Annotated in this window: 13 protein-coding genes and 1 pseudogene; 8 read left to right on the forward strand and 6 right to left on the reverse strand. The window is 56.6% G+C overall.

Features of this window, described 5'->3' with window-relative positions; genetic code table 11:
• The first annotated feature begins 438 nt into the window (after window positions 1-438).
• From LIS66_RS27745 to LIS66_RS27970, 3 genes and pseudogenes are all read left to right on the forward strand, one after another.
• Complete coding sequence (locus tag LIS66_RS27745; RefSeq protein ID WP_265583184.1) at window positions 439-795, forward strand: AAA family ATPase; 357 nt, start codon at window positions 439-441, stop codon at window positions 793-795.
• Window positions 796-839: 44 nt separating this feature from the next.
• Window positions 840-1,901 (forward strand): annotated as a pseudogene (locus LIS66_RS27750) (AAA family ATPase); the annotation flags it as partial.
• The gene (locus tag LIS66_RS27970; RefSeq protein ID WP_416220762.1) at window positions 1,879-2,595 is read left to right on the forward strand and encodes an AAA family ATPase; all 717 of its coding nucleotides are present in this window, start codon (window positions 1,879-1,881) and stop codon (window positions 2,593-2,595) included. The pseudogene LIS66_RS27750 and the gene LIS66_RS27970, both read left to right, overlap by 23 nt.
• A gap of 145 nt (window positions 2,596-2,740) precedes the next feature.
• On the opposite strand, the gene LIS66_RS14920 is transcribed toward LIS66_RS27970, so the two are convergent.
• Both LIS66_RS14920 and LIS66_RS14925 read right to left on the reverse strand, forming a co-directional pair.
• Entirely contained in the window at window positions 2,741-3,445 is a 705-nt protein-coding gene (locus tag LIS66_RS14920) for a DUF6602 domain-containing protein (RefSeq protein ID WP_227972468.1), read from the reverse strand.
• 124 nt (window positions 3,446-3,569) lie between these two features.
• The gene (locus tag LIS66_RS14925; RefSeq protein WP_227972469.1) at window positions 3,570-4,001 is read right to left on the reverse strand and encodes a general secretion pathway protein GspC; all 432 of its coding nucleotides are present in this window, start codon (window positions 3,999-4,001) and stop codon (window positions 3,570-3,572) included.
• Window positions 4,002-4,121: 120 nt separating this feature from the next.
• Here LIS66_RS14925 and LIS66_RS14930 point away from each other — a divergent pair, with 120 nt between their 5' ends.
• Window positions 4,122-4,568 (forward strand): GspH/FimT family pseudopilin, encoded by a 447-nt coding sequence (locus LIS66_RS14930; RefSeq protein WP_227972470.1) that lies wholly within the window; start codon window positions 4,122-4,124, stop codon window positions 4,566-4,568.
• Window positions 4,565-5,173, forward strand: coding sequence for a prepilin-type N-terminal cleavage/methylation domain-containing protein (locus LIS66_RS14935; RefSeq protein ID WP_227972471.1), 609 nt, complete (start codon window positions 4,565-4,567; stop codon window positions 5,171-5,173). The genes LIS66_RS14930 and LIS66_RS14935 overlap by 4 nt, the downstream gene beginning before the upstream one ends.
• A gap of 372 nt (window positions 5,174-5,545) precedes the next feature.
• Here the strand turns inward: LIS66_RS14935 and LIS66_RS14940 are convergent, their stop codons facing one another.
• The 3 genes from LIS66_RS14940 to LIS66_RS14950 are packed head-to-tail and all read right to left on the reverse strand — an operon-like array spanning window position 5,546 to window position 7,787.
• On the reverse strand, window positions 5,546-6,484 hold the full coding sequence (locus LIS66_RS14940) for a FecR family protein (protein WP_116659106.1): 939 nt from the start codon (window positions 6,482-6,484) through the stop codon (window positions 5,546-5,548).
• Between the two features lie 32 nt (window positions 6,485-6,516).
• A complete protein-coding gene (locus LIS66_RS14945; protein ID WP_042606800.1) occupies window positions 6,517-7,068 on the reverse strand; it encodes an RNA polymerase sigma factor in 552 nt (183 codons plus the stop codon).
• On the reverse strand, window positions 7,065-7,787 hold the full coding sequence (locus tag LIS66_RS14950) for a secretin and TonB N-terminal domain-containing protein (protein ID WP_042606799.1): 723 nt from the start codon (window positions 7,785-7,787) through the stop codon (window positions 7,065-7,067). Before LIS66_RS14950 ends, LIS66_RS14945 begins: the two co-directional genes overlap by 4 nt.
• A gap of 165 nt (window positions 7,788-7,952) precedes the next feature.
• Here LIS66_RS14950 and LIS66_RS14955 point away from each other — a divergent pair, with 165 nt between their 5' ends.
• Complete coding sequence (locus LIS66_RS14955; protein ID WP_227974520.1) at window positions 7,953-8,240, forward strand: hypothetical protein; 288 nt, start codon at window positions 7,953-7,955, stop codon at window positions 8,238-8,240.
• A gap of 748 nt (window positions 8,241-8,988) precedes the next feature.
• Here LIS66_RS14955 and LIS66_RS14960 read toward each other — a convergent pair.
• Window positions 8,989-9,429, reverse strand: a complete 441-nt coding sequence (locus tag LIS66_RS14960) for a carboxymuconolactone decarboxylase family protein (protein WP_042606797.1) — start codon at window positions 9,427-9,429, stop codon at window positions 8,989-8,991.
• A gap of 313 nt (window positions 9,430-9,742) precedes the next feature.
• Here LIS66_RS14960 and LIS66_RS14965 point away from each other — a divergent pair, with 313 nt between their 5' ends.
• Window positions 9,743-11,176, forward strand: coding sequence for a PLP-dependent aminotransferase family protein (locus LIS66_RS14965; RefSeq protein WP_227972472.1), 1,434 nt, complete (start codon window positions 9,743-9,745; stop codon window positions 11,174-11,176).
• 123 nt (window positions 11,177-11,299) lie between these two features.
• Complete coding sequence (locus tag LIS66_RS14970) at window positions 11,300-11,593, forward strand: putative quinol monooxygenase (protein ID WP_227972473.1); 294 nt, start codon at window positions 11,300-11,302, stop codon at window positions 11,591-11,593.
• Window positions 11,594-11,817 lie beyond the last annotated feature (224 nt).

Genomic DNA, 11,817 nt, shown 5'->3' on the forward strand with positions numbered 1-11,817 from the left:
GGGCTGCGAAACCCGATCGCTGATTCGTCAGCGACCGCACCACAATAGAACCCGCCCCCAAGGCGCACAAGCCGGCGGATTCTGGCGCAGCTGTAGGCAAAGGCGCAAGGATGTGTAGCCCAAAAGCGTGGCGGGAGGTTTCTTTTTAAACATTGGTGTTTATTGGAACCTTCATTCCGTCTCGGATCTCTCCACAGATCCGTCCCCTTGTGCCGGTACCCCTATCGCCCCTCGCATGTTGGAAGCATCTTTTTAAACGGCCGGGTAGGACGTGCCTCACGCATGCCCTATGTATCCCATCACATCCCCTCGGTTGCCTTTAAACCGAATTCGATTACACCTACCCAAAGACAAAATGGCAGACGTCCCGTTCCTCGCCTATGCTCATCTCCGCCAACAGAGATGGCGCAAAGCCACTTAGCATTCTGGAGTTTCTTCATGATCACGGAATTGAATATAGAAGGCGTGACCAGCTACAAATCTAAATCCACCCTTTCCCCAACAAATAAAACGTCACTTATATACGGACTGAACGGTGCAGGAAAGAGTACTATCTCCGAGTTTTTGTACAACCAAAACGCACCACAGTTTGTAAAATGCAGCTTAAAAACAAACCAAACTTGCGAAATCCTTGTATACAATCAGAGCTTTTTAAAAGATTATTTCTATGAAGAGGACAGTTTGAAAGGGATCTTCACTCTTTCTAAAGAAAACAAAGAGGCTCTCCAGCAAATCGAAGCCGAAACAGAACTTCTTAAGAAACACTTAACCTCTCAGCAAAAAATACAAATCTAGCTACCGAGACAGCCACACAGCTCGAAGAAGAAAAGAAAAAAACAAGTAGTAAGGTTTGGGAAATTAAAACAACCTTCTCAGGCGGTGATCGAGTACTAGAGTTCTGCCTAGAAAACTTGAAAAGGACCGAGCTCCTTTTTCAGCATATTGTCAGCTTACCGCTACCTGAACAAGCGCCTAGCTATACCGTTGAAGACTTGAAAGCTGAAGCATCATCAATTGAGGGAGAAGGTGCAGCTTCATCCACAACCTATCCTATTCTTTCTGCTGGGTGGCTGAGTATTGAGAACGATCCATTATGGTCGAAGGTCATCGTAGGTAGTCAAGAGGGATCGGTTGCTGAATTCATTGCTAAGACCAAGAATTCTGACTGGGTGAAGCAAGGGCTTCAGTACATTTCAGGTGAAGAAAATCCTCAGACCTGCCCTTTTTGCCAGCAAGAAACAATCACGAAAAACATCATCGATTCTATACGACATGTTTTCGACGAGGCCTACGAGCAAGATATCAATCAACTTGAATTAATCAAAGCTCAATATGAAACACTAACCTCCAACCTAAACATTCAAGATATTTCAAATTCTCCCCTTGCAAAAAAGGAGCTTACAGATGCTTGGCTTCTGGCCTGTGAAGCCTTGCGGGCATCAATACGTGAAAATATTCTGCACATTGGTAATAAAATCAAAAATCCGAGCACACCGATTATTCTTACCGATACAAGCTCTACCGTCGATCTGATCAACCAATTGATCAAAAGTTTGAACGATCTTATTGACGCACACAATGAGAAACTGGCAAATAAGAAAAAAACCAAAGACTACATAAGATCTCGTTTCTGGACGCTGATGCGCTGGAATTACGACCAGACGATTTCTGCGTATTCTCAGACGGCATCAGCGCTGAAAGAAGATATGACTAAAATAGGCCAAACTGCAACTGATATCGGCGCAGACGTCAGAGTATCTAGCGGTAAAATCGCGAACCTTAGAAAACAGACAGTGAATATCGAAGAGTCAATTGAGAACATCAATTCCGGACTAGTAGAAATTGGTATCGATAGCTTTTCTGTAGTGCCATATGGTGATGATTTTTTATCGCATATCTAGAACTACCGATCAAGAAAATGCTTTTCATTCACTGAGCGAGGGTGAAAAGACTGTTATCAGCTTTCTCTACTTCATGGAGCTTTGCAAAGGACAAAAAACAGCTACTGCTGTTCCACAAGCCAAAGTCATTGTAATTGATGACCCCATTTCGAGCCTCTCTCATCTATACATTTTCAATATCGGACAATTGATCAAAAAATATTTCATAAACGATGACATCTACAAGCAGGTTATCGTACTGACTCATAGCTTGTATTTTTTCTATGAACTTACTCATACAAACCATCAAACGCGTGCGGACACTCAGCATCTATTCAGAGTTTTTAAGAATACGAACGGGAGCTCTATAATTCCGATGAAGTATGAGGAAATTCAGAATGACTATCAATCATACTGGTCACTCATAAAAGACCAGGCGTCGCCACCTGCACTAATTGCAAACTGCATGCGAAATATAGTTGAATATTTTTTCAATTTTGTTCAAAAAAAGGACTTCAATAACGTTTTTCAAACACCAGCTCTACAGGCTGATAAATTCACGACCTTCTACAGATACATGAATCGAGAATCACATTCCTTGGGCCAGAACATTTTTGACATAAAGGAGTTTAACCACGAGGTTTTCAAAGACGGTCTTAGGTTGATTTTTGAAGAGTGCGGATACTCTGAACACTATAAAGCCATGAGCAAATAGCTACACATTGAAAGCTCTTACCTAAAGCGGCCTGCGGATTTAGTTAGCGGGCATAGCGGCCTGCGTAAAAAAATGTGGGGAAAAGGGGATGCATCGATTCGGAAGAATGGATCCGTCCCCTTGAGCTTCATCCAAATAACGCCAGCTATTTTATGTACGACTCCCACTCCACACCCCGCATGACTAAACGCCCAGTTATTTTTGATAATAGTGTAAGCAGACGCGCAAGGCCAACGGCGGGGTCTTCGAACATAAGATAGGGGCTTGAACCGTTAAGGTTAAACAACACCCCCTCATTTTTCACTAACATCCCTTTTGCCAAATCAAAATAAACGTCTGGCCGGCGGGGCTCCGGGAGGGTCATCATGGTTTGCTCAATATTCTCCAAACTAGATCCTCCATACGTGATAACGGCATTCAATATTCTATTACAAGGCCAATCTAGGTCACCAAACTCAACAGCAGCAAGCGTACTTGGAGTAAGTTTTTTAACGCTTTCAATATTCAGAGAAATGGACTCAAGAACAGATGACGTTATTTCTGTTTTGATCTCAAAAGTCGCTACGGCTCCCTCTTGAAATATGAGATCGTGACCGCTAGCAAATGGAAGCCTAGGCATAGACTTCAACATCAAAACAATGTCTTGCTGCTTAGAGCGCCTGCCCTCCGAGTCAATGATCACCCCACTAACGATACTGGTCATCTCTGGAAGATGTGCAAGAAGAAAATCTTGAATGAGCCGTTCTCGCGCTGAACCTGCAGTGACAGAGTGCCCTAGCACCCTAGTCATTTCATATTGAGCATTTAAGGATCTGACAGCACCATGACAATATTCAACTAAGGGTTTCATTGGCTTGTGCTCCGCAAAAAAGAATGCGTGAAATACTCCATCAATTGCCGGATAGCTGCAAACAATCGGATTACGGTTTACTCTCAGGCAGCGCTGTGCAGGAAATGTGCGTTCATCCCGCGAATCAAGGTCTCCTGAGACTAGGCATCTCCACCCCCTCCCCCAACCTCTCCACCCCCAACCTCACCCTCTCCCCACCCCGCTCAATCACCACCCCATCCCCCTCAACCCCCACCAACTTCACCCCAACCCCAACCTTCTCCCCCACCAAAAAACTCCTCGGCGCGCCATCATTCAAACTCAATATCGCCACCGTCCCACTCCCGCCCGCGATCACCCCGCTCACCTTGATATCCACCGGCGCGGTCTCATTGGAAAACCACTGCAACGCCGGGCTATCACTCCTGGCCGCGAACACTTGCGGGGCTGCCGCTGGCGTGTGCGATTCCGCCGTGGTCAGCAGCAGCGACGACCACGTGGCGACGCCCACCAGGGCGGTGAGCAGTGCCAGGGCCTGGACGGTTTGCGCCGGGGTAATCTGTGCGGTGAATTTCATGGGTTGTCGCTCCTTGTTGTCCCTGTTGCCAGCCTACGCGGCAATTCTCTCCGTTTTATTTCACATGCCTTACATGTTCGCCGGGCACGATGGGGTGGGACGCCAAGGAGCGCGTGGGTGATGAGCAGGCAGCAGGGTTTTACGTTGATCGAGTTGATGGTGGTGCTGGTGATCATCGGGATTGCCAGTGCGGCGATCAGTTTGAGTATCAAGCCCGATCCGTTGCAGTTGTTGCGCAAGGATGCCGAGCGGGTTGCGCAGTTGTTGCAGGTGGCGCAGGCGGAGGCTCGCGCCGATGGGCGGCCGATTGTGTGGGTGGCGGATGCCAAGGGGTTTCGGTTTGGCCGGCGTGGGGATGATGGCGTGGGGTTTGAGTCGTTCAAGGAGGACGCGCAGTTGCGCCCGCGTGCGTGGCAAAGCCCGAAGGTGGGGGTGCGGGTGGAGCCGCGGCAGACGGTGGTGTTGAATGCCGAGTGGATCAATCCGCCGTTGCGGCTGATTTTGTCGGATGGGGCCAATCGGCTGAGTGTGCTGCGCGATGGCAGTGGGCGGATCAGTATTCAATGAAGACTCAGCAAGGGTTCACTCTGATTGAGGTGATGGTCGCGATTCTGCTGATGGCGGTGGTGAGTCTGATTGCCTGGCGCGGGCTCGACAGCGTGACGCGGGCGGACAGTCATTTGCAGGCCCGCAGTGAGCAGAGCGATGGGTTGTTGCGGGTGTTGAACCAGTTGCAGCGGGATGTGGACATGCGTGCGGGGGTGGAGTTGAGTGAGCCGCGCAAGGTCGGGGCTGAGGATGAGGCGCCGACCGCGCCGCCAGCGGTGACGGTGCGCAGCAGTGACAGCAAGGGGTTTCGGCTGGACATTATTCGTGGCGCGGCGGATCAGCCGGGAGCGTTGCAGCGGGTTCGGTGGTGGGTCAAGGGGGATACGTTGTATCGGGCGGTGGCTGAGGCGCGCAGTCGCTATCCGTTGCCGGCGCCTGTTAATGGGGTCGCTGTGTTGAGTGAGGTGAGTGATGTGCAGGTGCGGGTTTGGGAGGTGGACAAAGGCTGGCGGCAGTTGAGCGGGAATCGGCGGGAGGATCCGTTGGGGTTGGAGATTAGTTTGAGTCGGCAGACGGCGCAGGGGGTTGAGCGGTATCGGCAGGTGATTGGGTTGTTGCAATAGCCGGGATCACCGCGGCTTTTTTGTAGGAGTGAGCCTGCTCGCGATTGCGGTGGGTCAGTCAATGTTGTTGCCACTGGTAGACCGCTTTCGCGAGCAGGCTCGCTCCCACAATTGAATTGGGGGCAGTCAGCTTTAGCTTGGTTGGCTGTTAGGCCGTTATCGCTGGCAAGCCAGCTCCCACAGAAAGCAAAAGCAAGATCAGAAGATCGCGGCCTTCGGCAGCTCCTACATTTGGATTGGGTGTAGGCAGTTGGGGATTGGGTGGCTGTGAGGCCGTCATCGCTGGCAAGCCAGCTCCCACAGAAGGCAGGATCAAGATCAGAAGATCGCAGCCTTCGGCAGCTCCTACAGTTGGATTGCGCTGGGCTTTGGTTAGCTGAGGACGACCACGCCGCCCGGCAGTTCGGTGCATTTGATGCCGTAGGCGTCGCGGATAAGCAATGCGACACCCGCGAGTTGGTCGAGGTTGAAGCGGGCCTGGACGCGGCGTTGGCCGAGTTCGCGGTTGAGCAGCAGGAGCATGCCGGGGCGGTAGCGGTTGATTTCGTCGATCATTTGGCTGAGGGTCGCGCCGTTGAATACCAGCACTTGTTGGCGCCAGTTCATCACGGCGGCGGTGTCGACGGTTTGTACGTTGCCCACCTGACCTTTGTCGTAGGTGATTTGCTGGCCCGGTTGGAGGCGCAGGCTAAGGCCTGCAACGTCCACTTCGACCGCGCCGTCGAGGCAGGTCACGCAGACTTGCTGGTCGGTGTTGCGCAGGTTGAAGCGGGCCTGGCTGGCGCGCAACCACCCTGCTCCGGCCTGCATCGCCAGCGGCAGGCGTGCGGTTTGCACTTCGACTTCGCCGCTGACCAGTTCAAAACCCTGCACGCCGTTTTCGACGCTGCGCTGGTTGATGCGGGTCTGGGTGTTCAGTTCGAGGCTGACGCCTTGTGCCGGTTCGACCCGGCGTTGCTGGCCGACTTCGGTGATGTAGTCGGCGCCCAAGCCTTCGAAGCCGCCGGGAATCGTGCCGCGCACCAGCAGGAATGCGGCTGAGGCGGCAATTGCGCCGCCGAGAAATGCCCGTCGGCCGAAGCTGCGCCGGCCCTGCAAGGCTTCGGCGGCCGGTTGCAGGCGATGCCACAGGCGCTTGGTTTCTTCGAACGCCTGGGCGTGTTCGCCGCTCTGCGCGCACCATTCGCGCAGGGCGCGGGCGTCGGCGACGGTGGCGCGGCCCGAGGTCAGCAGGATCAGCCAGTCGCGGGCTTCGCTGTGCAGGGACTCGTCGGCCGAAGGCTCGGCGGGTTTCAGTCGAAAGATGTTCAAACGCGCAAATTCTCAACGGATTAATCGGGTCACTATTCGCTAGACGGTTTTCCGGCCCCGCGACCGAACCGCTGAAACACTTTTCTTTCCAGTTTCGCCGCGCAGAAGCTCAACGCGGCTTTGATTTCCTTCTCGACCATGCGCGTGGAAATGCCGAACCGCTGGGAAATTTCCAGGTGCGGCGCCTCCTCCAGCCGCGCGGCGATGAAGATCCGCCGACGCCGTGCGGGCAGTTCGTACAAGGCGCTAAGCAGGGCCTGCATTTCCTTTTGCCCGCCGACGACCCGCGCCGGATCGAGGGCTTCGTCGCCCAGTTGCAGCAGTTCCTCGACTTCGGTGCCGGTGAGCAAACGCGCATCGGCCTGACGGCGGTCGGCGGCAATGTTGAGGGCCATGCGATACAGGTAGGCGTTGGGCTTGAGCAGGTTCGGTGGAGTCTCCATGCGATCGACGCGCAGCCAGGTTTCGTGCAGCACGTCGTTGGCCAGGTCCTCGGAGCCGAGGCGGCGGCGCAGGCGCACGCGAAAATCCTCGTAGGAGCTGAGGAACAGCTGGCCCATCAAGCTTTGTCCGGCGTCTTTCATCCCCCGGAAACTCCTTCCCATCTCGTGCATTCCATGCGTTTCCCTGACGACTCCGGTAACAACAGCAACGTGACCGGCTGGCGCAAGGCGCTGGGCGTCGGCCGATCGATTGTGAGGTTGCGAAAACTTTCCACCAGCGCGTTATCGCGCCGTACATCGCCGGTCGAAGTGACCAACCGGTTGTGCTGCACCACGCCGTCGCGTCCGACCCACACCTGCAACACCGCGCGATAACTGCCCGGGCGGGTCAGCGGCGAGCGGCACAGCTTGCGCTCGATCGCTGCTTGCACCGCCGTCGCGTAACTGCGATTGACCGCGACAGCGGCCGGCGTAGGTTTGTCCGTCGGCGCTGGCAGATCCTCCACCTGCGCCGCTTGCAAGGTGAACGCGTCGGCGCGGGCGTAGCGTGCCATCAACCCGGTGCCGCCGAGCAAATGGCGCAAGGCGTCAGCGGCGGTGAATTCGCCATCCACGGCAAGGGAACGACGGCCCCGGCTCAACTGGCTGTCGACCAACACCGCGACGCCGGTGGCACGGCTGTACTGATCCAGCGCCCGAGTCAGTTCCTGCGCGGGGATGTGCAAGGTCATGCGCATATCCGCCGGTGCAGCATCGGCATTCACTGCGCTGGCCAGCAGACCGAGCAGCCACCCCAGACCCGCGCGGCGCACAAGCGTCGCCGAGCGCTGAAGACTGATCCGCGAACTGCCTCGCTGCACGACTGGCGCACCCCTGAAAATCGCTATCCTGCGGGGCATTTATGACTCTGGTATGACGGGCGGTGCAAAAAAACCATCACGGGTTTTGCGCTGCGCTTGCACTAGACTCAAACCCCAGAGCTGCCCAATCGGGCGGGCCAGGAGGCGGACATGAAAACACGGTGGATGTGGGTCTTGCTGATGACGGTGGGCACGGCGCAGGCGGAGGAGCCGCTGGGCTGTGTCGAGGTCACGGTCGGCGGTTACAAGTCGCCGAATTACGATTGCCTGAGCCAGCAGATGGGCAACAATCCGGACGGCGCGGCGGCGGCGCAGAAGAACATGGAAGCGTTGAATGTGCCGGTGCACAAGCGACCGCCGAATCAGGTCGGGCTGGCGACGCCGGCGGCGACGAGTACGCGGATGGGGAATACGTTTGGCACCTCGGTGAAGCCGCAGCGGCCGCCGCAGTGACGCGGTTTCTGTGTGGGCTGAGATTGCCATTTTGTGGCGAGGGAGCTTGCTCCCGCTGGGGTGCGTAGCGCCCCCAAAACTGCCGAACCGGTTTTGCCTGACCCACCGCATGCTCAGGCTTCGCGACTGCTGCGCAGCCGAGCGGGAGCAAGCTCCCTCGCCACAGGGTTGTGTGGTGATCAATTTCTGTGTGGGCTGAGATTGCCTTTTGTGGCGAGGGAGCTTGCTCCCGCTGGGTGCGTAGCGTCCCCAAAACTGCCGAACCGGTTTTGCCTGACACACCGCATGCTCAGGCTTTGCGACTGCTGCGCAGCCGAGCGGGAGCAAGCTCCCTCGCCACAGGGTTGTGTGGTGATCAATCTCTGTGTGGGCTGAGATTGCCATTTTGTGGCGAGGGAGCTTGCTCCCGCTGGAGTGCGTAGCGCCCCCAAAACTGCCGAACCGGTTTTGCCTGACCCACCGCATGCTCAGGCTTCGCGACTGCTGCGCAGCCGAGCGGGAGCAAGCTCCCTCGCCACAGGGTTGTGTGGTGAACAGTCTCTGTGTGGGCTGAGATTGCCATTTTGTGGCGAGGGAGCTTGCTCCCGCTGGGGTGCGTAGCGCCCCCAAAACTGCCGAACCGGTTTTGCCTGACCCACCGCATGCTCAGGCTTTGCGACTGCTGCGCAGCCGAGCGGGAGCAAGCTCCCTCGCCACAGGGTTGTGTGGTGATCAATTTCTGTGTGGGCTGAGATTGCCGGTGTGGTGATCAGTCACTCGGGGTCTGGCGGAAGCTGACGGCGAGGCGATTCCAGCTGTTGATGGTGCTGACGGCAACCGTCAGGTCCACCAGTTGACCTTCATCGAACTGCTCGCGCGCCTGCTGGTAGACGTCATCGGGCACGTGGCTTTCGGACAACAGCGTCACCGCCTCGGCCCAGGCCAGCGCGGCCCGTTCACGGGGGTTGAAGAAGTTGCTGTCGCGCCACACGGCGATCGCATACAGGCGCCGGTCGCTCTCCCCGGCTCGCCGCGCGTCCACCGAGTGCATGTCGGTGCAGAACGCACAGCCGTTGAGTTGCGAGGCGCGGATTCGGATCAGTTGCAGCAGCGGTGCTTCGATACTCAGGTTGCTGGTCAGCGCCTCCATGGCAATCATCGCTTTCATCGCCTTGGGCGACGCGTTGTAGTAATCCAGACGCAGGGACATGGCGCGGCTCTCGGCAGGCGGAATGATGAGTTCACGGTAAGGGCTGGGATGACCGCATGACAGACCCAATTTGACGATTAATGAGGACACCACCGAACCACGGCCACACACATTTCCCTGTAGGAGTGAGCCTGCTCGCGATAGCGATTTGTCATTCAACATTGATGGTGGCTGATCCACCGCCATCGCGAGCAGGCTCACTCCTACAAGGGACATGCGCCAATTTGCGGTTTTTACTCCACGCAACTACTGCCAAAAGCCCAACAACGCTAATCTGACCGACACTTCATTCACCTCCGGGAGCCTCGTCGGTATGGAACTTCATGTCGTGATCAACGGCCGCAAGGATCTTGCCGGTCAGTTGTATCAGCAGTTGCGCGCGGCGATTGAATCCGGGCGCTTGGCGGCAGGTACGCAGTTGCCGCCCAGCCGCCTGCTGGCCGAGCAGTTGGGCATCTCGCGCAAGACCATTTCCGACACCTATGCGCAGCTGACCTACGAAAACTTCCTCACCGGGGTGATCGGCAAAGGCACCTACGTCAACGCCCGCCCCGCCCAAGTGCAGCGCAAGCAGAGCCACACCGAGCTGGCCAGTGCCGAGGTGATCGAGAGCTGGCGCAATCTGCCGGTGTTCCTGCGTCATCCGACGCTGGAAGGTTCGCTGCGCTACGACTTCATCGGTGGCGCCACCAGTAAGGGCCAGTTCCCGCAGGATGACTGGCGCCGCTGCGTCGCCCATGCGATGCGGCAGATGGCGCAGTCGAAAGGTTTCTACAGCGTCGCCGAAGGCTTGCCCGCGCTGCGCAATGCGATCGCCCGGCACATTGCGTTTTCCCGTGGCATCAATTGTCAGGACGAGGACATCGTCGTATGCAACGGCGCACAACAGGCGCTGGACCTGATTGCGCGCGTACTGACCCGTCCCGGCAGTCTGGTGGCGATGGAGGATCCCGGTTATCCGCCCGCGCGCTTGCTGTTCGGCACGCACGGCGCCGAGGTGGTCGGGGTGCCGGTGGATGCCGAGGGCATTCAGGTCGAGGAGATTCCCGACGGCACAAGGCTGATTTATGTAACGCCGTCGCACCAGTTTCCGCTGGGCATGGCGATGAGTCAGGCGCGCCGCGAGGCCCTGCTCGCCCGCGCTCATGAACTGGGCGCGATCATCATCGAGGACGACTACGACAGTGAATTCCGCTACGAAGGCCGGCCCACCGATTCGCTGTATAACCTCGATCAGCGCGGCATCGTCGCCTACGTCGGCACCTTCTCGAAAACCCTGCTGCCGGAGTTGCGCCTCGGCTACGCGATCCTGCCGCCGTCGATCATCGAGGCGGTGATTCGTGCCAAACAGTTGACCGATCTGCATGCCTCGACCCTGCCGCAATGGGCGCTGGCCAAGTTCATCGCCGAGGGCTGCCTGCTCAAGCACATCCGCCGTTGCCACACGATCTACGCGCAACGGCGCGAACGGATTCTCGAGCGCATGGCAACCGATCTCGCGCCATGGCTGCAAGCCGTGCCGGCCACTGCCGGGTTTCACATGGCGGTGTTCTGCAAGGTGCCGATTGATTTACCGCTGGTCATCGAGCTGGCGAAAAAGGTCGAAGTCGGCCTGTATGCGATCAGTGGCTTCTACTACCAACAGCCGGCGAAGGAAGGCTTGTACTTCGGCTTCGGCGCCATCGAAACCCTTGATATCGACACAGCCCTCGATCGCCTGCGTGACATCCTCGAACAGCTGTCATGAGCCCTTGGTATAAGGCTTTTACTGCCGATTGGTTATTGGTGATTCACGGTTGCAGGCCTATTCTGCACAGGCGTTATCCCTCAATGAGCAGGATTCGTCCGGCCTGATTCAGGAGTGTGAGCAATGTCCAGCGAAGTGATCAACACGGTTCAGGTAAAGGCTGCTGCGGGCCGCTCGGAAGAGCTCGGCAAGCAATTGCAAAAGATCGTCGACACCCTGCGCGAAACCCCGGGCTGCGATTCCTACTTGGTCGACCGCTGCCCCGAGGACAGCCACCGCTGGACGGTCAGTGCGCGCTGGCAGTCGGAAGCGGCGATGCAGGCGCATTTCAACCGGCCCGAGGCGCAGGGGTTTATCGACCTGATCGATAGCCGCCTGGCCAATAGCGTCGATTTCAACAGCTTCCCAATCATTTAAAAGCAAGATCAAAAGATCGCAGCCTTCGGCAGCTCCTACTCTGGAATGCGTTCCCCTGTAGGAGCCGCCGAAGGCTGCGATCTTTGCTTTTGACAAAGATTGGTCACCTGATCTTCCCGCATTGGCCGTTTGACCCGGCCTGCAGGGGCAACAGCTTTCCCATCGTCTAGCACGCACCTGTGGGAGGGAGCTTGCTCCCGCTCGGCTGCGCAGCAGTCGTCAAA

The organism is Pseudomonas sp. HN2 (assembly GCF_020736465.1).
GTDB lineage: Bacteria > Pseudomonadota > Gammaproteobacteria > Pseudomonadales > Pseudomonadaceae > Aquipseudomonas > Aquipseudomonas moraviensis_A.